General features: G+C 37.2%; 24 protein-coding genes and 1 pseudogene. 13 read left to right on the plus strand and 12 right to left on the minus strand.

The window, feature by feature from the left end; translation table 11 throughout:
• The first annotated feature begins 48 nt into the window (after positions 1-48).
• Both D1J36_RS09760 and D1J36_RS09765 read left to right on the plus strand, forming a co-directional pair.
• Complete coding sequence (locus tag D1J36_RS09760) at positions 49-996, plus strand: aminoglycoside phosphotransferase family protein (protein WP_114304532.1); 948 nt, start codon at positions 49-51, stop codon at positions 994-996.
• 186 nt (positions 997-1,182) lie between these two features.
• Positions 1,183-1,971 carry an APH(3') family aminoglycoside O-phosphotransferase gene (locus D1J36_RS09765; protein ID WP_154138269.1) on the plus strand — a complete coding sequence of 263 codons (789 nt, stop codon included), beginning with the start codon at positions 1,183-1,185 and terminating at the stop codon, positions 1,969-1,971.
• Positions 1,972-2,176: 205 nt separating this feature from the next.
• Here the strand turns inward: D1J36_RS09765 and erm(F) are convergent, their stop codons facing one another.
• A complete protein-coding gene (erm(F), locus tag D1J36_RS09770; protein ID WP_004295323.1) occupies positions 2,177-2,977 on the minus strand; it encodes a 23S rRNA (adenine(2058)-N(6))-methyltransferase Erm(F) in 801 nt (266 codons plus the stop codon).
• 193 nt (positions 2,978-3,170) lie between these two features.
• Between erm(F) and D1J36_RS09775 the strand changes: the two genes are divergently transcribed.
• Complete coding sequence (locus D1J36_RS09775) at positions 3,171-4,151, plus strand: IS30-like element IS4351 family transposase (RefSeq protein WP_005794072.1); 981 nt, start codon at positions 3,171-3,173, stop codon at positions 4,149-4,151.
• Between the two features lie 237 nt (positions 4,152-4,388).
• Here D1J36_RS09775 and D1J36_RS09780 read toward each other — a convergent pair whose 3' ends face one another.
• The 8 genes from D1J36_RS09780 to D1J36_RS09815 form a co-directional block, all read right to left on the minus strand.
• A complete protein-coding gene (locus tag D1J36_RS09780) occupies positions 4,389-5,072 on the minus strand; it encodes an Abi family protein (protein WP_154138249.1) in 684 nt (227 codons plus the stop codon).
• 297 nt (positions 5,073-5,369) lie between these two features.
• On the minus strand, positions 5,370-5,960 hold the full coding sequence (locus D1J36_RS09785; RefSeq protein WP_154138250.1) for a hypothetical protein: 591 nt from the start codon (positions 5,958-5,960) through the stop codon (positions 5,370-5,372).
• 56 nt (positions 5,961-6,016) lie between these two features.
• Positions 6,017-6,817, minus strand: a complete 801-nt coding sequence (locus D1J36_RS09790; RefSeq protein WP_154138251.1) for a relaxase/mobilization nuclease domain-containing protein — start codon at positions 6,815-6,817, stop codon at positions 6,017-6,019.
• Between the two features lie 31 nt (positions 6,818-6,848).
• Entirely contained in the window at positions 6,849-7,283 is a 435-nt protein-coding gene (locus D1J36_RS09795; RefSeq protein ID WP_154138252.1) for a plasmid mobilization protein, read from the minus strand.
• An 808-nt stretch (positions 7,284-8,091) separates the two neighbouring features.
• Positions 8,092-9,180 (minus strand): hypothetical protein, encoded by a 1,089-nt coding sequence (locus D1J36_RS09800; RefSeq protein ID WP_154138253.1) that lies wholly within the window; start codon positions 9,178-9,180, stop codon positions 8,092-8,094.
• Between the two features lie 90 nt (positions 9,181-9,270).
• Complete coding sequence (locus D1J36_RS09805; RefSeq protein WP_154138254.1) at positions 9,271-9,816, minus strand: hypothetical protein; 546 nt, start codon at positions 9,814-9,816, stop codon at positions 9,271-9,273.
• 150 nt (positions 9,817-9,966) lie between these two features.
• Positions 9,967-10,398 (minus strand): hypothetical protein, encoded by a 432-nt coding sequence (locus D1J36_RS09810; protein ID WP_154138255.1) that lies wholly within the window; start codon positions 10,396-10,398, stop codon positions 9,967-9,969.
• Between the two features lie 3 nt (positions 10,399-10,401).
• Positions 10,402-11,151 (minus strand): ParA family protein, encoded by a 750-nt coding sequence (locus D1J36_RS09815; RefSeq protein ID WP_154138256.1) that lies wholly within the window; start codon positions 11,149-11,151, stop codon positions 10,402-10,404.
• A gap of 392 nt (positions 11,152-11,543) precedes the next feature.
• On the opposite strand from D1J36_RS09815, the gene D1J36_RS09820 reads away from it, so the two are divergent.
• The 3 genes from D1J36_RS09820 (at position 11,544) to D1J36_RS09830 (ending at position 13,279) form a co-directional block, all read left to right on the plus strand.
• Positions 11,544-12,239 (plus strand): IS1 family transposase, encoded by a 696-nt coding sequence (locus tag D1J36_RS09820; RefSeq protein WP_154138257.1) that lies wholly within the window; start codon positions 11,544-11,546, stop codon positions 12,237-12,239.
• A gap of 132 nt (positions 12,240-12,371) precedes the next feature.
• Positions 12,372-12,935: a recombinase family protein gene (locus D1J36_RS09825; protein ID WP_154138258.1), complete on the plus strand. Its 564-nt coding sequence runs from the start codon at positions 12,372-12,374 to the stop codon at positions 12,933-12,935.
• A gap of 41 nt (positions 12,936-12,976) precedes the next feature.
• On the plus strand, positions 12,977-13,279 hold the full coding sequence (locus tag D1J36_RS09830; RefSeq protein ID WP_154138259.1) for a hypothetical protein: 303 nt from the start codon (positions 12,977-12,979) through the stop codon (positions 13,277-13,279).
• Here D1J36_RS09830 and D1J36_RS09835 read toward each other — a convergent pair.
• Genes D1J36_RS09835 through D1J36_RS09845 form a run of 3 tightly spaced genes read right to left on the minus strand, consistent with a single transcriptional unit; the run spans position 13,276 to position 14,687 of the window.
• Positions 13,276-14,139: a reverse transcriptase family protein gene (locus tag D1J36_RS09835; protein WP_154138260.1), complete on the minus strand. Its 864-nt coding sequence runs from the start codon at positions 14,137-14,139 to the stop codon at positions 13,276-13,278. The genes D1J36_RS09830 and D1J36_RS09835 overlap by 4 nt on opposite strands.
• Complete coding sequence (locus D1J36_RS09840) at positions 14,114-14,410, minus strand: helix-turn-helix domain-containing protein (protein ID WP_154138261.1); 297 nt, start codon at positions 14,408-14,410, stop codon at positions 14,114-14,116. The genes D1J36_RS09835 and D1J36_RS09840 overlap by 26 nt, the downstream gene beginning before the upstream one ends.
• 55 nt (positions 14,411-14,465) lie before the next feature.
• Positions 14,466-14,687 (minus strand): hypothetical protein, encoded by a 222-nt coding sequence (locus D1J36_RS09845; RefSeq protein WP_154138262.1) that lies wholly within the window; start codon positions 14,685-14,687, stop codon positions 14,466-14,468.
• Positions 14,688-14,982: 295 nt separating this feature from the next.
• Between D1J36_RS09845 and D1J36_RS09850 the strand changes: the two genes are divergently transcribed.
• The 7 genes and pseudogenes from D1J36_RS09850 (at position 14,983) to tet(X) (ending at position 21,788) form a co-directional block, all read left to right on the plus strand.
• Positions 14,983-15,963: an IS30-like element IS4351 family transposase gene (locus tag D1J36_RS09850; protein WP_005794072.1), complete on the plus strand. Its 981-nt coding sequence runs from the start codon at positions 14,983-14,985 to the stop codon at positions 15,961-15,963.
• 24 nt (positions 15,964-15,987) lie between these two features.
• The gene (floR, locus tag D1J36_RS09855) at positions 15,988-17,229 is read left to right on the plus strand and encodes a chloramphenicol/florfenicol efflux MFS transporter FloR (protein ID WP_154138268.1); all 1,242 of its coding nucleotides are present in this window, start codon (positions 15,988-15,990) and stop codon (positions 17,227-17,229) included.
• Between the two features lie 27 nt (positions 17,230-17,256).
• Entirely contained in the window at positions 17,257-17,562 is a 306-nt protein-coding gene (locus D1J36_RS09860; RefSeq protein ID WP_001255015.1) for a LysR family transcriptional regulator, read from the plus strand.
• A 111-nt stretch (positions 17,563-17,673) separates the two neighbouring features.
• Positions 17,674-19,167, plus strand: coding sequence for an IS91-like element ISCR2 family transposase (locus D1J36_RS09865; RefSeq protein WP_001120888.1), 1,494 nt, complete (start codon positions 17,674-17,676; stop codon positions 19,165-19,167).
• 233 nt (positions 19,168-19,400) lie between these two features.
• A pseudogene (locus tag D1J36_RS09870) lies at positions 19,401-20,096 on the plus strand (beta-ketoacyl-[acyl-carrier-protein] synthase family protein); the annotation flags it as partial.
• 154 nt (positions 20,097-20,250) lie between these two features.
• Positions 20,251-20,628, plus strand: coding sequence for a nuclear transport factor 2 family protein (locus tag D1J36_RS09875; protein ID WP_154138267.1), 378 nt, complete (start codon positions 20,251-20,253; stop codon positions 20,626-20,628).
• 23 nt (positions 20,629-20,651) lie between these two features.
• Positions 20,652-21,788, plus strand: a complete 1,137-nt coding sequence (gene tet(X) / locus D1J36_RS09880; RefSeq protein WP_435896787.1) for a tetracycline-inactivating monooxygenase Tet(X) — start codon at positions 20,652-20,654, stop codon at positions 21,786-21,788.
• Positions 21,789-21,981: the final 193 nt, after the last annotated feature.

Here is a 21,981-nt window from a genome sequence, read left to right on the forward strand (position 1 = left end):
TATACTAACCGTTACCTGCAAGCTGAAAACAAAAATCCGTTTTAAGAGATGAATGAAATATTGATAAAAATATTACAAGAAAAATATCATATCGAAACGAACTTGATTTCTAAACTGCGAGGTGGTTGGGCTTCCTTAGCTTATAAAATTGAAAGTGGAAATGGAAAATTTTACTTTTTAAAAGTTTACGAAAAAAGTAGAAAATCGACATCTTATTTAACTGAACATATAGATATTTATCTTCCAATAGTGAATTGGATTGAGAATCAAACGTCACTTAACGGAAAAATAATTCGATTAGTTAAAACTCAATTCGGAAATTTAAAGTGCGAAGATGAAAATTATCTCTACATTTTGTTTGATTACATTGATGGAGAAACAGTTGCGGAACAGAATTTGACAGAAGAACAAGTCATACAATTAGCCGAAATTGTTAGTCAACTACATAATTTAAAAGATTTTCCTTTTGATGTTGAACAGATTTCTGAAACATTTGAGCTTTCGTTCATCTCTAAATTATTGGATTGGACGGAAAGAAAATTTGATGATTTAAAAGCTGATATCCAGGAGGTTTTAAAACCCAGTATTTTAACTATTAAAAATCAAGTGAATGAATGGAATAACTTGTCCGAATTTTTAAAAGGACAGAGTTTGAAGAATTGTTTATGTCATACAGATATCCATCATTGGAACATCATCTCTGACAAACAGCAATTGTATCTTATAGATTGGGAAGGGATAACGTTTGCACCACCCGAGGCAGATATATTCGGCTTTTACGAGCAACCATATTTCAATTCGTTTATGAAGAGATATTATGAACTCAATCCCGATTATCAAATAAACGAAAGTACATTACGCTATTATCAGATAAGCAGAAAACTTCAAGATATTTTTGAATTCATTGAACAACTACAATTTGATAAACTTAATTTGGAAGAATATGAAACCAATTTGAATTATTTAAGGAAAGAAGTTGATAAAATAGCAACCTAAAAATATATACATTTCAAAAAAAACAGCCAGCAGGTAACAAGGATTTTGCAAGAGAGCGGGTTAAGTGCTTCGTATGAAACTTTTTGCTAAATTTGTAGTTCGGTTCTTCGATAGAGCGTTTGTGCATAAAATCCGCTCCCTCGCAAAGCCCCGAACCGTTGGTGGCAAGGCTAAAAGACACAGCAAATGGACATCAGTAAAGACGTAAAAAATCAACTTGACAAATATTTTGGAAATTATACTACCACACAAATTTCAGGTGGTTCAACAAATGCTGAATTGTTCAGGGTTACGACAGATGAATCAAAGAGTTTTATTCTCAAAAAACAAATTTATAGTAACCATAATGTAAACCTCAAATACGATTATCAAAATTATTTATGGCTTGACGGAAAAATTCCAGTTCCTAAGATTATTTTTTATGAACAATTAAGCGACTTTGAATTGTTATGTATGACGGAACTGCAAGGAAAAACTCTTGAATATTATTTTGATAAAATAGAAACTGAAGAAATTATTAAGCAATATGCAATATCATTGAAAAAACTTCATTCTTTGAAAATTGACAATACTGCGTTGGTTCAACACCTTGACTTGAAAATTTCAAAAGCAAGATTTAATTTAGATAGTGGGTTAATTGATTTTACAGACTTACAACCCGAAAATCAAACTTACAGCCCCGAAGAACTATTTGTGAAATTATTAAGCATAAAGCCATCAGACTATGAATTAGTGTTTACACACGGAGATTACTGTTTTGACAACTTAATTTTTGACAATCATAACTTAAGTGGTTTTATAGACATTGGCAATGGAGGTATAACAGATAAATATCAAGATATTGCACTTGCTGTTAGAAACATACGAGATAATTTTAGACCAGAAATGGTTGACATATTTTACAAGGTATATGGACTTGATAAGCCAAACAAAAATAAAATAGAGTTTTATATATTATTAGACGAGTTCTTTTGAAAGAAGCCCAGCCACCAACATCGTATTGGCAATAGTGGGGCTGATAGTTATAAATTCAACATTTGTGCTTCTATCGGGCATTAGTGCAAATGTTGGGCTGACGTTTTTCAAATGCCCCACCATCGCCAATACGTAACCGTTATGCGGCAGCTTAAAAGACGACACCAAACCAGAAAAATCATCTTGACAACCACCCGACTTTGAACTACGAAGGATGAAATTTTTCAGGGACAACTTCCAGCATTTCCAAAAAACAGTTTACCCATTGACTTGGAGACAAACAAACAATTTGAGCATTAAGGTTTAAACCGAATTTTTCCGAAATTGACCTGACCTGACTTTTCCTGAAAATCGACTTTAAAGCTGTTTTTACAGATAAATCAGGTTTCTCTAACAGACAGGAAATAAATGCTAAGTATTTGGCTTTAAACTTAAAATCAAAAAATAACTGTTTTCTTTTAATGTTTAACAGGGCTGATTTGACAGTTGGCGGTGGAAAGAAACTTTCAGGACCTACCTCATAGACAAGTTTCAAATCAAAAAAAGTATGATAGAAAACGGTATATGGATTGTAAAGCTTCCTCGAAAATAACTTTTGTGTAGGTTCTAACTGAAGGACAATGGAACCTCCCAGAAAATTTCCAAGACTCTCAAACATCAGGATTTTGAAAATATCGGAAGTAATGCCATAAGGAATATTTGACACCACTTTGAAAGGAAATTTCGGAACTGCAAAATTCCTAAAATCACAACCGACAACTTGAACATTTCGGGCATCAGAAAATAATTTTCGTAAATGTTCAACCAAAGCTGTGTCGTTTTCAATAGCAACAACATTGTTGGCGATTTTTAATAAATGAACAGTAAGAAACCCCTTGCCTGCCCCAATATCTAAAACCGTATCCTGATTACTTATATTTGCTTGTCTTATTGCATCTTTTATTAGCACTTTATCAATAGTAAAGTGCTGACCCGTAAAACGAACGGGCAATTTCTTTTTTGTCATTAGTAACTTCTTACAGGTGAATACTTCTTGAGTTCAACTTATAAATGCAACTTTTTGGGTGCGGATAATAAGCAATAAAAACATTTATTTTTCAGAGAGGAAAGAGAGACAATGTCCCCCTTTCTCTCACTCTGAATGGATAAAGTTTGCTATCTTTGCTTTAATTGTCCGTCCAAAGAAAAAAAAGTTGCAGATGAGCAAACATATAACCGAGGAACAAAGGTATGCAATTTCTATGATGTTGCAAATACCGATGAGCAAAAAAGCAATAGCGGAAGCTATCGGAGTAGATAAAAGCACTGTTTACAGGGAGATAAAGCGCAATTGCGACGCCCGAAGTGGTAGCTATAGCATGGAGCTTGCCCAGCGAAAAGCAGACAGGCGCAAGCAGCAAAAACATCGCAAGGAAGTGCTTACACCGGCAATGAGAAAACGGATAATAAAGCTGTTGAAGAAAGGATTCAGCCCGGAGCAGATTGTCGGCAGGAGCCGCTTGGAGGGAATTGCGATGGTATCTCACGAAACGATATATCGCTGGATTTGGGAGGATAAGCGGCGGGGTGGCAAACTGCACAAATATCTTCGCAGACAAGGTCGCAGGTATGCCAAACGTGGTTCTAAAAATGCAGGGCGAGGATTTATCCCAGGCAGGGTGGATATTGATGAGCGTCCCGAGATAGTGGAACTGAAGGAGAGATTTGGTGATTTAGAGATAGATACAATTATTGGTAAGAACCACAAAGGTGCCATTCTTACCATTAACGACAGAGCAACAAGCAGGGTCTGGATACGCAAGTTGTCGGGAAAAGAAGCCATCCCGGTAGCTAAGATTGCAGTATGGGCACTGCGGAAAGTGAAAAACTTAATACACACAATTACGGCTGACAATGGAAAGGAGTTTGCAAAGCACGAGGAAATTGCGCAAAAATTGGAAATAAAATTCTATTTTTGCAAACCATACCACTCATGGGAACGTGGTGCCAATGAAAACACCAACGGGCTTATCAGGCAGTATATCCCAAAGGGTAAGGACTTTAGTGAAGTAACCAACAAACAGATTAAGTGGATTGAAAATAAACTCAATAATCGACCTCGTAAAAGACTTGGATACCTCACGCCAAACGAAAAATTTAAACAAATTATTAATCAGAATTCTGTTGCATTTGCAAGTTGAATTCAGCTAATACTTGAAGCAATAATTTTATGGGGGTAGTACGGTTTTATGGATGTGGAATCGCATAATTATCGCCCCCAAACTCCCTAATAATTAGGGTTGTTTAATTTTACAAAAACTTATTAAACAAAAATGAACTCCATTTAGTTAATAGACTTCAAAACATCTTTTTCAAAGAACTACGGTGCAAATATACAAAAATATTTCTTACAGTTAATAAATTTTGTAAAAATATTTTTATTTTAATTTTTCAATCGCTCTACAAATCTTATTTACCTTTCCTATATCTAGTGTATTCCAAAGGTTTTTGCCATCAATCCCTAACCATCTAAAAAATATCATAATCTGAGTATATATTCTCCTTGTATTTTGTGTATCTATTAGATTTGTATTATCTCCAAAACATATAGGTTCGTGATGTGCTATTCTATTTCTAAACTTATTAATCTCACTCAATTTACTATGAATATAAGACTGATTGTATTCTTTCCCTATGGATTTTTTAGGAAATATTTTTATTAATGTTAATCCCCCAGCCCTGTATTGATTCTTATCAAATAAATATGTCCATACCCCAAACTCCAATCTCGCAATATGTCTATGATGTGTATATTTTTTACCTAAATCTTTTTCGGCTTTTTCTATTATTTCTTTTGTTCTTCGAGTCTTAATATTATCAAAATTACCATTAGGACTAATAAATTTTTTCAACCAATTATCTCCATATTCCTCTGTGTAATGTTTGTCTATGGCGTTCCTCAATGCTATTTCAAAACAAGATATTACCATAAACATTTCTTGGGATAATTTTAGATTATATTTATACAATGTCTTTGCTCTCCTTTTATGTCCATTTGTCGCTATTAAGTATCTATTAATTCTCGGCTCCGAAAAAACATCTTGAAAAGTTGTAAATTTCATAGTATATTTTTGTTTTTAATTTTTTATTTATATATTTGCACCATATTATTCCCAGTGTTTCCCTGCTTTTGTAAAAAAGCATATCGCTGGGTTTCGTTTTTTATATTATCTTTTTTGCAAAAATACGAAATATATTATCCCTCAATCATAAAAATATTATTCAATACGAACGAATAAAAAAACAAATCCATCTATTAGAAGAAAAAATTGCCTTTTTAGAGCAACAACTTAAACATTATAAAAATGAAAACTATCTTTAATTTTGAAGCTAGTTTTCCAATATTTATCTAAGTAATATTATTTCCCTCTCATCTTCCACCCAAGTTCAAAATCATCTAGACTTTTGCTATCTTTCGGATTAAGTTTTCTCCATTCTCGCAGTATCATTAACTGCCTATTGACTTCTTGAACCTCTTCTCTTGGTAGTATTACTTGTCCATCTTCTTTCAACTCAATAATTACTTTTTCCTTTGTAGAAATGGATTTTTTATAAAAATTACTAGCCATTACACTCGTAACAGAAGCAATAATCAACGATACTCCCATTATTGCTAAAGGAATATACCTATACAACCTAAGAAAACGATTAAAATCGGTGATTTCCTTCATTTGAATCTTATCAATAGACACGGATATACTGGATTTCTCTGCTATTTCCTGTTTAAAATTTTCCAAAAAAGAAAGATACTTTTCATCCATTTCGGATGAAATCTTATCTAACTCTTGCTTAAATCTTTGTAACTCATTATCTACATCAATAGTTTCTCTCTTTCCTAAATATGCTACTTCCTTCTTTAATGCCGATGTTTCCAAATGGATATTTCGTAAATTTTCTGAAATATCTCCTAATATCACTTGGATAGGGTTCTGTGGTTTCTGTTCTTCCATTTTTTATGTCGATTTATTATTTTTTTATGCTTTTAATATTTTATTATTATGAAAAATCATCTTCTCATTCTAATAGTTCTCTCTTCATTAGCTTCTACATTCAAACGATTCAATTTCAAATGTTTATCTAAATCCAATATCTTTAATTTCCTATTGATTTCCGATAGTTTATACCCTTTTTTACTGATTTTTTCTATCTCACTTTCACTCCCATTATACCCCAGTTCTGAAATGGGAATAATCCTCGCTCCATTGAGCGAACCATCACTCTTGTAAGATAATTCTAAATGATAGTCTCTTTCCCTCATTTTTCTCTTTACTTTTTCCCAATCGTCACTCTCTCGGATACAGGAAAGAAGACTTTGCTCTATATTCTTTTTCTTCTCGGCAGAGATTTCTTGTGCAGTACGCCAACCTTTTTCTTTAGCAATTTTGGTGGCCACTTGACCTGAACGCTCCCCTATTTTATAATTTTCAATACTGCACACTCCTCGCATATTCACTCTACAAACTATCATATGTATATGAATATCATCTGTATTTCTATGGGCTATAGCATACCATTTGTTATCTGAATATCCCATCTTATCAGCATAGTTTTGAGCTAATTCTCTAAGCCCCTCTTCTGTGATAAAACTCCCTACTTCTTTGGAAGGACTAATTACATTTTCTATAAAGGGTTTTTCTAATCGGCTGCCTGTGTATAAAGCTGCGGTAGCTCGAAGTTCTTCATATCGCTCCTTCCAGTTTTCTCCTATCATATCGTTTTGAAAGAGAAATATAGAATCTTTTTCTTCAAGTTCTTTATACCTTGCTCCTGCTTTACTCCCTTTTACTGCTTTGGCTTTTGCTATCATTTTTAATTTTTAGTCACTTTTATGAAAAACTTTACTTTAAGTTCTTCTTGATAATAGAGGATACTTTCTTTATCTCATCGATAACTTCTCGCTTTTCTTCGACACTCCAAATTTTCTTTTGAAAATAATTGCCTATCCTTTTAAAGTGAATCTGAGCCTTGATTAATTCATTATTCCGAACGGGGTCTGGTAAGGGAATTTCTAACGCACTCCTTCGCAAAAACTCGGAAACGCTAAGTCCTACTTCCTTCGATTTTTGCTCTATTTTGAGATATTCATCTTCGCGTAAACGAAGATTTTTTTGAACATTACGAACCCCATTAGGAGCAGGACGACCGCCTAGCTTACCCCAATGTTTTCGCTTCTCGGCAAGTTCTCGTTTTTGCCTTTCTTCGGAGAACTTACGCTCGAAATCTTCTAAATCGGTATCGGAGATTTGGGACAAATCCCAATTAAAATCTATCATAAATTGAGCGGTTTTTTTGATTGTCAGCGACCTTAGGAGATGACCAAGAAGTTGGAAAATATACGAAATCTGTAATATGAAATATTAAGGTTTTGTATATCTTTGCTTACTTCTTGACCTAAAATAATTTCCATCTACTCATACAACGAAGTTTCTACTTATTTTATTGTGTAAAGTATAAAAATATATATTCATAGAATAATGACATTTATATTTTTTACCTAATCAAATTTAATAAATATTTTACATAAAAAGTATAGATTATAAATTGCTTAGTATATAAAAATAAAGTGTGCTTTTTGGGTATGGCTGTTTTTTAAAAAAAACGCTTATAGTTAAGTTATATAACTTAACATACTTTATATACTACAATTAAATTTTAGATCCATTTCTTGGACTTTTTGTTTTTGTTTATTAACCTTGTTTTTCTTTTAAATATAAAAACTTTTAAATTCTTTTTAATATACTTTTAAGGAGTCTTTCAAAATACTGAAATATAAATTTTTATGCTATTTTTAGGGGGAGTGGAATTCCGAAAGTGAGGGGAGTGGAATTCCGAAAGTGAGGGGAGTGGAATTCCGAAAAACAGCCTTTTTTAGGGGGAGTGGAATTCCGAAAGTTATATGTAAAAATACTCTCCTTCACGATAAGGGGAGTGGAATTCCGAAAAATCACTCTATTCAGGGGAGTGGAATTCCGAAATAAATTTTGAAAACACCCGTTTTTTAACATTTCTTTAACAAAAGAGAGTGGAATTCCGAAAGTGAGGGGAGTGGAATTCCGAAATGAGGGGAGTGGAATTCCGAAATTATATAATTCTAGGATAGCCATTGGGTAATACTTCTCCTGTTTTACTCTTTCTATATACAAGGATAATATATTCCTGAAAAATTTTCAGAAACTCCTGCCCTTTATATCCATCTGATTTCCTCCCTTGTTTTCTATTATCACTCACAAAATTCTTATATGCATTTTCTACCCATTCTCGGTTATTATAATTACTTTTATAGTGGTATTCTAAACTTTCTATTTCTTCATCGGTAAGCTGGTGTCTTCTTTTAAAATATCTCAGCCTTTGGCGTACTAAAATACTATCTTGTGTCTCCTCTGTAATGGTTTCATCGGATATTTTTTTAGTAGCATATGGCTTTATGTGAATTTTATCTCCTGAAATGCTATAATTAAAAGAAATCATACTAAACTTATCCAAATTTTGTCTCACAGATTTTAAAAATTTACCACAAAAATCTTTTGCCGTAGAATAATTTACACCAAATTTTTCATTAAATGTACTTAGCTTTAATGTTGTCCCTTCATAAGGGATTTTTGCGAGCCAAATGGCAAAAATGATATGTTTGTTATTTTTTACATTATATACCAAATTGTATAATGTAGAATTATATTCAGGGATAACTATCAATTTTTTCAGCCAATAGCTACTGATTAAAAAAGATGTATATCCTCTCTCGTCATAAGTAGGAGCTGTTATAAGCCCTCCATAAGTTTTTATTTCCTTTCCTTTGGAATTAGTAGAAGTATACCAACCCATTTTAAATTTCGTGAGAAATTCAATAGCTTGAATAACCTGCTTAGAACTTCCGCTAGGAGAAATAAGAGAGTTTTTGATTTTCATTGAAGCAAAAGTATTATGCTCGGTTTCAAATTCATCTTCAAAAAGTGAAAGCTGTTGTGGTTTATCTTGTGGGCGTAATTGTTCGTTTCGTAAATCTGCCACAATATTGAAAATAGTCCTTAGGGCGTTGATAGGAATATCCACCGCCTTATTTCCTTCAAATAAAAACTCATCTACAAAACTATTCCCAAAACGAATAATTTCGGCTTTTGAAAGATTTTTAAACTCTTTTCTAATGATTTTTCTTGTGTCTATTTTACTCATAAACCTTTTTTCTATATATTTGCATTGCAAGAAATGGAAGTTATTCTTCAAAAGGCCTTTTATTTTCTTCTATGAAAATATTAGGCTTTTTTATGGAAAATTAAGCTTTGGAAACTCTTCTGCTCTTCCTTCAATTTCTTTAATTTGTTTGTCAAAAAGAATCTTACCTAAACGAATATCCTCTTTATCCAGTTGATGATGATTTGTAAGATAATATTGATATAAATCTTCTCTGCCTTTCTCTATCATTTTTTCTAGTATTTTTTGAGGGATAACGATATGATTTTCGGCTACATTTTCTATTTGAGATTTTGCAATGAAAAGATTTCTTACAATATCATACCCATTTCTGATGTAGGTAATTGGGATAAAATATCCCGTACCTCTCTCATTACAAATGGGTTTTAAATACAATCTTATCAATTCGATTTTTCTTGACTCTAAGGAGTTTCTATAATATCCAACAATTTCCTTTGTGGATTTTCTTCTCACTTTATAATAAAGCCATCTCTGTTCTCCTGAGAATTTTTCATTCAAAAACCTATGGAACTTATACAATCCTGTATTGATATTATGATAAACCACCACTTGTCCAGTGCTGAGTTTTACCGCTGCTTCATAAGTTTTTGTTGTCATCGTTCTTATTTATTTTATATAAAGTATATTATTTTATTTAATTCATATAAATAATAAAATTATATAAACTATAAATTTTACCATACTATATATACTTGTTATAAAAGCATTAATTATTTGAAATACTATACTTTATATAATATTTATAATTCAAAACTTGTCTTTATATTTTTCTTTTAAACCATTGACCAATTCAGAGAAAAGCTCCATTTGAGAATACTCCAAATTTCCCTTACCAAATATCGTATTAAAGTGATAATTCTTCAAATACTCCACCTGTGGTTCTGAAAGATAAGTAGAGGTCACTTTTACATCATTGGGACTATCTCTTCGCCCTGGTCTGTATCTTATGTTTGTTTTTCTTGGTTTTATTTCTCCGTGTTTTTCCATAAGTAATTGAACAGCCTCACTAATGGCTTTGGAATTATTATACTCCAAATTTTCATTCTTCACTATTTCATATTTTACCAACTCCTTCAGCCATTCCCAGTCCTTTACATAAATTCTAAAACCATACTTTATCATTTTTATTTTCTCAATATTTGGAGTGTCCAAAATATCAAGCTGAAAAACATTTTCCATATTTTATTTTTCTATTTTGTTTAAAATCTCTTTTACTAAATTTTTATAATCCTCACTTGCCCTTGAATTCGGTGCCACTTGAAAAATGGTTTTTCCTTCTTTTTTAGCATATTCTACATTGACATCTTGACGGATAAAAGTCTCCAAAAAATATTGCTCCGCCTGCTTTTTTGCCAAGTCGCTATATTCTTTAAAATTTTTAGTGTTGGTCAAAACCCTATTAAAGAAAAAACCTAAAAATTTCAGTTTAGGATTATGATTATCTATAATTCTTTTTACCGATGGCAGAAGCTCATTAATTCCTTCAATGGAATATTCTTCGGCCTCAATAGGGGAGAGAATATAATCCGATGCACATAATGCGATTTCTCCCAAGCCAATTTTACCGCTGAGTGGGCGAGGAGGACAATCAATAATAATAAAATCCAGCGTCATCTTAGAAGCCAAAATATCTATCATCTCTTTTAGGTCAAACCTCTTATATATACTTTCCTCTATGTTTCTATCTCCCGCAAGAATAAGCAAATTTTCACCCTTTTGAGTCAATCTAAAATTTCCTGTTTTCTCAATAAAATTTTTAACCGTATAGGGAAAATCTTTTGAGATTTTATACCCAAGAGACAAATTTCGTTGGGCATCAAAATCTATAATCAGAGTTCGTTTACCCATTTCACTAAAAGTAGCCCCCAAGTGAATAGATGTTGTAGTTTTTCCTACCCCTCCTTTTTCCGTAATAACCGAAATTACTTTCATAAAAGTTATATATTTTACACAGGGCAAATATAATAATTATTTACAACATATAAAATAATATACTACAAATATTACTTTTAACACAAAAACTATTTCTAATTATTTGAAAATAAATTTTGCTATTAAAAAATATGGTTTACTTTTGTTATCATTATAGATAATCACCTGAAATGCAGAAGCTATACTTACTATTAGGGATACTGCCCACATTATATTTTGCTCAATACAATGATAATTTATCCTACGGAGGGTAATGTTTCAAAGTTAGTGATGGGCAAAAACTAAATTATAAACTTTTGATTATCAAAATAAATAATCATAAAATCATTTCTAAAAGAATAGGGATATCCTATTCTTTTAGTATTTTTATGACCCAAAATAAGGCTTAAAATATGGAGTTTCAAACCTTGTGTTTCAGAGTTAGTGATGTGGGTATTTGTCCGCATTGCCACTCTAAAAACATCATTAAAAACGGACATACCAAGACCCAAAAACAACAATATCTATGTAAAAATTGTCACAAAAGATTTTTAGATTTCTATACCTACCAAGCCTATTTGCCTCGTATTAATCAGAAAATTGTTCAACTCACCAAAGAGGGTTTAGGCATTCGTTCTATTTCAAGGGTGCTAAAAATTTCCACCACCACAATTCTAAAAAGACTGATTATCATTGCTAAAAACATTAAAAATCCAATAATTTCCTTTAACAAAACCTATGAAGTAGATGAAATGCGTTTTTTCAGCAAAAGTAAGAACAGGCTGTTTTGGCTGGTCTATGCGTTGGAAAGAAAAAGTAAAAATGTAGTGAGTTTCCAAATCGGAAGGCGAACTACAAACACTTTACAATCTGTTATCAAAACTCTGATGTATTCTAATCCGAAGAGGATTTATACAGATAAATTAAAACACTATAAATATCTTATTTCAAGCAAAATACACTCTACTAAACGATATCAAACCAATCATATTGAAAGGAACAATTTAACCATCAGAACCCACCTCAAAAGATTCCAAAGAAAAGGTTTAGGTTTTTCTAAAAGTTTAATCATCACTTCCGCGATATTGCGGATTTATTTTTGGGGTTAGTATCTCCAAAAAACCGACATTTTTCGGAACTAAAATAACAGCACGGATTTTAAATTAAAATCCGTGCTTTTTATCGTTTCTTTTAGTAGTTTTGTATATTCTAATTTTTGGTAACTTATATTTTATAAAATAATGATTTTCGGTTATGCAAGGGTTTCTACTTCGGAGCAGAATATTCAGACACAGGTAGATTTACTCCAAAACTTTGGTTGCGAAAAAATCTATACCGATGTTGCCAGTGGCGTTCGTGAGGACAGAAAAGGGCTTAATGAAATGCTTTCATTCCTCCGTGAAGGCGATATAGTCGTAGTCTACAAAACCGACAGAATTTTCCGTTCCCTTAAAAATATGGTAGAGCTCATTGATGTATTTAACCAAAAAGGCGTATTGTTCAAGAGTATTTCTGAACCTGCTTTTGATACCACTTCCGCAAATGGAAAATTCATTATTCAAATTTTTGGGGCAGTAGCGGAATTTGAACGAAATCTCATTTCCGAGAGGACTAAAATTGGCTTGGAGGGAGCGAGGCGAAGAAATAAGCACTTGGGCAGACCCAAAGGCGTTGCCAAAGAAACTTTGGAAAAATATCAATTTGCCTTACACCTTTATGAGAATAAAAATATTCCGATTGATAAGGCGTGTAAACAAGCTGGGATTAGTAAAACCACTTTTTATAGGGTAGAGAAGGATAAGTAATTAGTAAAAAGATTAATTGTATTATTAACTATTTAAAATAAATGATAGAACTCCGCAGAAAAAGACAGCAAAAAAGAAGAAAAGGAATTAGTAAAATATTGATCACATTTGGTTGGAAATGCAACCAAATAGAGATTTCTCTATTCTCTTATAGCAAGAACACTATCTATAAAAATTACTATTTTGACTACATCCCAGAACTCCACGAACATCTGCTATATCAAAAAGGAACAATGAAGGAAAAACGCAGAGTATTCAGTGATGAGATTGATTATATCCTTAATTATCCAAGAACACCTGTAAATAATGACTATGATTTTAATTATGAAAAGTATAGCCCTTAAGAGGCTATATTTTTCATTTTATTATCATTTACCCTATCTATATTTTCTTTATATCTTGTATATGGTTTAGGGCTTTCTTGTGGTAATAATTTCTCAAATTCTACTTTATCAAGTATTGTTTTAGGAGCAATCATTCTACTTGGATTAAGTTGAATTCCTGTCGCTATTTGCTTTCCTCCATATTTTGTTTTTCTCCAATTTATTCTGAATTTACTTTGATGAATGATTTCCAAAATATGTGCTATTTTATCTCCAAAATCAACTTGTGAAGAAAATGTCAAATCATCTATAAATCTTGTGTATTTTATATTATTTTTCTCGCAAAATTCTATCAACTTATAATCTGTTTCAAGAAAAACAAGATTAGCAATGTAAGTACTCGTTCTTATTCCTTGTGGAACTTCCCCTTTCCAAGTTGAAAACCTTGTTATATAATGTGTAGTTAATTTATTAAACATTAACAAAGTTTCATACACTCTCCCTACTTTAATTGAAGGAAAAAAGTTCTCTAAATCAGTAGTGAAAATATACCTATTTCCTTTGTGAAACCTAGCATTAGTAATATTACTTTCGCCTTTAACTCCTCCTTTAATATTATTTGGTAATTTTATATGTTTTAATATTCTATTCGAAATTCTGCCTTGTATGTCTTTTATAATTCCTTTGGATTCTCTTACTATTCTCGATTTTATATTACCATTTTTATCTTTCTTTGGCAATCCTGTTTCTTTATCTAATTTTACTTTGCTCCACTCCCTATAATAACCATCAAGATTTTCTACCAATTTATCTAAATCTTTTTGAGATTTTCTGATAATGGTTGGTAAGTGTATTTTATCTATCTTTGGTAAAGAACTCATTGATTAAAGATTTTACAGAGGGATTAACAATTTCAAAGGCTTTGCGTTTTTCTTGGGGAATATCTTCTTCATTCAAAGACAGAAAAAATAATATTGGCAAAGGAATATCCAAATTTTTACTAATATCTTTTAGAGTTGATAAGTTAGGTTCTTTTTGATTATTTTCTATCTGAGAAAGATAGGTTTGGGTTATTCCGCAACTTTGGGCAAACTCCGTTTGGTTTTGCCCCTTGCGTTTTCTAATATTTTTTATAATTGAGCCTAAATCCATAATGAAAAAAAAATTTAAAGTGGGCTCGGATTAATAAATAACTGACTTCCATATTCTACACAATTAAGAATTGATTAATTAAATCCACAATACCCGCCACTTCCAGCTGATAGTGTTTGTTAGTCAGTCCTTTTTTTCTTCGTAAATCATTCAGCTTTGCAATCGCATCACTTAATAAACTTACTTCGTTTTCCGAAAGAGAACATTGGCTCTTTGAGATGGTTTCTAACGCATTAATTAAACCATCGATGTTTTGTTGTCTTTGTAATCGACTCATAAAAATATTAAATTTAATTATAGGGCAATATTACCCTGCTTCAATCTAATACAGCCTATAACTAAATGCGTAAACAATGTTCTCATTCACCACTTCAAAATTCCTGCTTCTAATTAAAAGTATAATAACTTGAGTTCAACTTATAAATGCAACTTTTTGGGTGCGGATAATAAGCAATAAAAACATTTATTTTTCAGAGAGGAAAGAGAGACAATGTCCCCCTTTCTCTCACTCTGAATGGATAAAGTTTGCTATCTTTGCTTTAATTGTCCGTCCAAAGAAAAAAAAGTTGCAGATGAGCAAACATATAACCGAGGAACAAAGGTATGCAATTTCTATGATGTTGCAAATACCGATGAGCAAAAAAGCAATAGCGGAAGCTATCGGAGTAGATAAAAGCACTGTTTACAGGGAGATAAAGCGCAATTGCGACGCCCGAAGTGGTAGCTATAGCATGGAGCTTGCCCAGCGAAAAGCAGACAGGCGCAAGCAGCAAAAACATCGCAAGGAAGTGCTTACACCGGCAATGAGAAAACGGATAATAAAGCTGTTGAAGAAAGGATTCAGCCCGGAGCAGATTGTCGGCAGGAGCCGCTTGGAGGGAATTGCGATGGTATCTCACGAAACGATATATCGCTGGATTTGGGAGGATAAGCGGCGGGGTGGCAAACTGCACAAATATCTTCGCAGACAAGGTCGCAGGTATGCCAAACGTGGTTCTAAAAATGCAGGGCGAGGATTTATCCCAGGCAGGGTGGATATTGATGAGCGTCCCGAGATAGTGGAACTGAAGGAGAGATTTGGTGATTTAGAGATAGATACAATTATTGGTAAGAACCACAAAGGTGCCATTCTTACCATTAACGACAGAGCAACAAGCAGGGTCTGGATACGCAAGTTGTCGGGAAAAGAAGCCATCCCGGTAGCTAAGATTGCAGTATGGGCACTGCGGAAAGTGAAAAACTTAATACACACAATTACGGCTGACAATGGAAAGGAGTTTGCAAAGCACGAGGAAATTGCGCAAAAATTGGAAATAAAATTCTATTTTTGCAAACCATACCACTCATGGGAACGTGGTGCCAATGAAAACACCAACGGGCTTATCAGGCAGTATATCCCAAAGGGTAAGGACTTTAGTGAAGTAACCAACAAACAGATTAAGTGGATTGAAAATAAACTCAATAATCGACCTCGTAAAAGACTTGGATACCTCACGCCAAACGAAAAATTTAAACAAATTATTAATCAGAATTCTGTTGCATTTGCAAGTTGAATTCAGCATTTATATCTTTGCTTTATGGAAACAAAAGAAAAAATAGTAACCGAAGCCACCACACGCCCCGCGTGGGCCTATACGCTGCCGGCAGCACTGCTGCTGATGGCTCCTTTCGACATCCTCGCTTCACTGGCGATGGATATTTATCTCCCTGTCGTTCCAGCGATGCCCGGCATCCTGAACACGACGCCCGCTATGATCCAACTCACGTTGAGCCTCTATATGGTGATGCTCGGCGTGGGCCAGGTGATTTTTGGTCCGCTCTCAGACAGAATCGGGCGACGGCCAATTCTACTTGCGGGCGCAACGGCTTTCGTCATTGCGTCTCTGGGAGCAGCTTGGTCTTCAACTGCACCGGCCTTTGTCGCTTTCCGTCTACTTCAAGCAGTGGGCGCGTCGGCCATGCTGGTGGCGACGTTCGCGACGGTTCGCGACGTTTATGCCAACCGTCCTGAGGGTGTCGTCATCTACGGCCTTTTCAGTTCGATACTGGCGTTCGTGCCTGCGCTCGGCCCTATCGCCGGAGCATTGATCGGCGAGTTCTTGGGATGGCAGGCGATATTCATTACTTTGGCTATACTGGCGATGCTCGCACTCCTAAATGCGGGTTTCAGGTGGCACGAAACCCGCCCTCTGGATCAAGTCAAGACGCGCCGATCTGTCTTGACGATCTTCGCGAGTCCGGCTTTTTGGGTTTACACTGTCGGCTTTAGCGCCGGTATGGGCACCTACTTCGTCTTCTTCTCGACGGCTCCCCGTGTGCTCATAGGCCAAGCGGAATATTCCGAGATCGGATTCAGCTTTGCCTTCGCCACTGTCGCGCTTGTAATGATCGTGACAACCCGTTTCGCGAAGTCCTTTGTCGCCAGATGGGGCATCGCAGGATGCGTGGCGCGTGGGATGGCGTTGCTTGTTTGCGGAGCGGTCCTGTTGGGGATCGGCGAACTTTACGGCTCGCCGTCATTCCTCACCTTCATCCTACCGATGTGGGTTGTCGCGGTCGGTATTGTCTTCACGGTGTCCGTTACCGCGAACGGCGCTTTGGCAGAGTTCGACGACATCGCGGGATCAGCGGTCGCGTTCTACTTCTGCGTTCAAAGCCTGATAGTCAGCATTGTCGGGACATTGGCGGTGGCACTTTTAAACGGTGACACAGCGTGGCCCGTGATCTGTTACGCCACGGCGATGGCGGTACTGGTTTCGTTGGGGCTGGTGCTCCTTCGGCTCCGTGGGGCTGCCACCGAGAAGTCGCCAGTCGTCTAACCGACGACTGGTAGCAGGCCCGCTCCGATGCGGCGCACTAACCATCGAAACCTCGTGAATGTCGGTATCCTGTCTGGCAGGATACCGCTCATTTCCCTTGTTCAGTTCATCGCCGTCGCCGAGCATCTGAATTTTCGGCATGCGGCCAAGGCACTTGGTATCAGCCAGTCGAGCGTCAGCGCGCGTGTGAAAGCGCTGGAGGATAACCTTGGTGTCCTGCTATTTGAGCGCCATGCGCGGGGCGTTCGGCTAACAGACGCAGGCAGGCACTTCATGGAGCGTGTCACGGCGGGTGTCGATCAACTCGATCACGCAGTGAAGACCGCGGAGTGACGGGCACTGGCTGGCAATGTCTAGCAACGGCAGGCATTTCGGCTGAGGGTAAAAGAACTTTCCGCTAAGCGATAGACTGTATGTAAACACAGTATTGCAAGGACGCGGAACATGCCTCATGTGGCGGCCAGGACGGCCAGCCGGGATCGGGATACTGGTCGTTACCAGAGCCACCGACCCGAGCAAACCCTTCTCTATCAGATCGTTGACGAGTATTACCCGGCATTCGCTGCGCTTATGGCAGAGCAGGGAAAGGAATTGCCGGGCTATGTGCAACGGGAATTTGAAGAATTTCTCCAATGCGGGCGGCTGGAGCATGGCTTTCTACGGGTTCGCTGCGAGTCTTGCCACGCCGAGCACCTGGTCGCTTTCAGCTGTAAGCGTCGCGGTTTCTGCCCGAGCTGTGGGGCGCGGCGGATGGCCGAAAGTGCCGCCTTGCTGGTTGATGAAGTACTGCCTGAACAACCCATGCGTCAGTGGGTGTTGAGCTTCCCGTTTCAGCTGCGTTTCCTGTTTGCCAGCCGGCCCGAGATCATGGGGTGGGTGCTGGGCATCGTTTACCGCGTCATTGCCACGCACCTGGTCAAGAAAGCGGGCCATACCCACCAAGTGGCCAAGACGGGCGCGGTCACCCTGATCCAGCGTTTTGGATCGGCGCTCAATCTGAATGTTCACTTCCACATGCTGTTTCTCGACGGTGTGTATGTCGAGCAATCCCACGGCTCAGCGCGTTTCCGCTGGGTCAAGGCGCCGACCAGCCCAGAGCTCACCCAGCTGACGCACACCATCGCCCACCGGGTGGGTCGCTATCTGGAACGGCAAGGCCTGCTGGAACGGGATGTCGAAAACAGCTATCTGGCCTCGGATGCGGTGGATGACGACCCGATGACACCCCTGCTGGGGCACTCGATCACTTACCGTATCGCTGTCGGTTCACAGGCGGGGCGAAAGGTGTTCACTTTGCAAACTCTGCCGACCAGTGGTGATCCGTTCGGTGACGGGATTGGCAAGGTAGCCGGGTCCAGCCTGCACGCCGGCGTGGCGGCCAGGGCCGATGAACGCAAGAAGCTCGAACGGCTGTGCCGGTACATCAGCCGCCCGGCGGTATCCGAGAAGCGGCTGTCGTTAACACGAGGCGGCAACGTGCGCTACCAGCTCAAGACGCCGTACCGGGACGGCACCACGCACGTCATTTTCGAACCATTGGATTTCATTGCAAGGCTGGCCGCCCTGGTACCGAAGCCCAGAGTCAACCTAACCCGCTTCCACGGGGTGTTCGCACCCAACAGTCGGCACCGGGCGTTGGTCACGCCGGCAAAACGGGGCAGGGGCAACAAGGTCAGGGTGGCTGATGAACCGGCAACACCAGCACAACGGCGAGCGTCGATGACATGGGCGCAACGGCTCAAGCGTGTTTTCAATATCGACATCGAGACCTGCAGCGGCTGCGGCGGCGCCATGAAAGTCATCGCCTGCATTGAAGACCCTATAGTGATCAAGCAGATCCTTGATCACCTGAAGCACAAAGCCGAAACCAGCGGGACCAGGGCGTTACCCGAAAGCCGGGCGCCACCGGCTGAGCTGCTCCTGGGTCTGTTTGACTGACGAGCCTGAAGGCCAACGATACCAATCAAAATGCTGCGTTCACAGCGCCGCGGCAGGGATCCGCCGTGCTGGTTGTCGGAAAAGGAGCCGCTAGTGGGAAAGAGGAGGGTAAATTTTCAGCGTTGCTGGCTCCCCGTCAGCCGGATTGGGTTGCATCGCAGGGGTGTCGAAAGAGTCAACTGCGGTCCAAAGCTGTTGGACTTGGGTGAAAAGGGCGTTTATTCTTCCTATACGTGATAATAACAGGCGGTTCGGAAGCGCCTATTAACGAAAGTGCCGTTGGTGGTTTCAACGCGTCAAAAGCATTGTCAACCTTAAATGAAAATCCGCAAATGGCATCACGTCCTTTTGACATCAACAGAGACGGTTTTGTTATGGGCGAGGGAGCAGGTGCAATTATTTTGGAAAACTATGAACACGCTATAAAACGAAATGCTCCGATTATTGCCGAGATTGCTGGCGGTGGCATGGCTTCAGACGCATATCATTTAACAGGTACGCACCCAGAGGGAGAAGGGGCATATTTAGGTATGGTTTTAGCATTGGAAGACGCAAATATTTCCGCCAATGAAATAGATTATCTGAACACACACGCTACATCAACACCACAAGGCGATATGAGCGAATTAAAAGCAATAGCAAGACTTTTCGGCAGACAAGGCAAATTAAATATTAGTGCGACAAAATCAATGACAGGACATCTGTTAGGTGCTGCGGGGGCTATCGAAGCAATCGCTTGTATTAAAGCTGTTCAGAATAACATTGTTCCGCCAACAATCAATTCGGTAGATATTGAACCTGAATATAGGGATATATTTAACTTGACGTTACACCAATCACAACAACGGCAAGTGAATTACGCAATGAGTAATACTTTTGGTTTTGGCGGACACATTGCCACAAGTATTTTTAAAAAATATGCTGAATAGAGAGTAGGTGCTAACTTCGGTTTGCTCGTGTTGGCGCTAAATCGAAAGTTCAAGTATCCCAACATGTTCCTTCGTATAGAAGTTAAAAGTTGGCAATTATCGTAGAACAACCTACAGACAACACCAATATGTAACCGATAAATAATTACAAAATATGACCGACAGAGTAAACATCATCAATAACTACATCGATGGATACAACCAATTTGATATCAAAAAAATGGTTGCAGACCTTGACGATAATATTGTTTTTGAAAACATTCAAAATAATGATATAAGGTTATCGCTGAAAGGGTTAACAGCGTTTAAACAACAGGCAGAAACAGCAAAAACATACTTTGCAAAGAGAACACAGACCGTTAAATCGTTTAAGCATTTTGACAACAACACGGAAGTAGAAATTGCTTATAAAGCAATTTTAGCAATGGACTTTCCGAACGGCTTAAAAAAAGGGCAAAAGCTAAAGTTATCAGGAAAATCCGTGTTTGAATTTAAAAAAAACAAAGTGATTAAATTGACAGACATTAGTTGACATTAAAACCAGCGAACAAGAATATGACTTTATTAAAACATAAAAAAATTACAATAATTGGTGCCGGGCCTGTTGGATTAACAATGGCGAGATTGTTACAGCAAAACGGCGTGGACATTACAGTTTACGAGAGAGACAAAGACCAAGATGCAAGGATTTTTGGTGGGACACTTGATCTGCACAGGGATTCGGGACAGGAAGCAATGAAAAGAGCGGGATTGTTACAAACTTATTATGACTTAGCTTTACCAATGGGTGTAAATATTGTTGATGAAAAGGGCAATATTTTAACCACAAAAAATGTAAGACCCGAAAATCGTTTTGACAATCCTGAAATAAACAGAAATGACTTAAGGACTATCCTATTAAATAGTTTACAAAATGATACCGTCATTTGGGATAGAAAACTTGTTACCCTTGAACCTGATAAGGAGAAGTGGATACTAACTTTTGAGGATAAATCGAGTGAAACAGCAGATCTGGTTATTATTGCCAATGGTGGAATGTCTAAAGTAAGAAAATTTGTTACCGACACGGAAGTTGAAGAAACAGGTACTTTCAATATACAAGCCGATATTCATCAACCGGAGGTGAACTGTCCTGGATTTTTTCAGCTTTGCAATGGAAACCGGCTAATGGCTGCTCATCAAGGTAATTTATTATTTGCGAATCCTAATAATAATGGTGCATTGCATTTTGGAATAAGTTTTAAAACACCTGATGAATGGAAAAGCAAAACGCGGGTAGATTTTCAAGACAGAAATAGTGTCGTTGATTTTCTCCTGAAAAAATTTTCCGATTGGGACGAACGCTACAAAGAACTGATTCGTTTGACATCATCTTTTGTAGGGTTAGCGACACGAATATTTCCCTTAGATAAGTCTTGGAAAAGTAAGCGTCCATTACCCATAACGATGATTGGAGATGCTGCTCATTTGATGCCTCCTTTTGCAGGACAAGGCGTAAACAGTGGGTTGATGGATGCCTTGATATTGTCGGATAATCTGACCAATGGGAAATTTAACAGCATTGAAGAGGCTATTGAAAATTATGAACAGCAAATGTTTATCTATGGCAAAGAAGCACAAGAAGAATCAACTCAAAACGAAATTGAAATGTTTAAACCCGACTTTACGTTTCAGCAATTGTTAAATGTATAAAATGGAATAAAACGGCACATAACAAACAAATTGGCAATAGAGCCGGTGAAGTACTTCTATTGAACTTTTGTGCAATGTTGAAGATTAGTAATTCTATTCAACATTTGTGCTAAAAGTCGGCTCCATCGCCAATTTGCCAAACGTTATGCGACATTTTATCCAATCACATTAAATTGACAAAATATTAAATAAA

The sequence above is a fragment of the Riemerella anatipestifer genome, from assembly GCF_009670965.2.
In the GTDB taxonomy this organism is placed as follows: domain Bacteria; phylum Bacteroidota; class Bacteroidia; order Flavobacteriales; family Weeksellaceae; genus Riemerella; species Riemerella anatipestifer_B.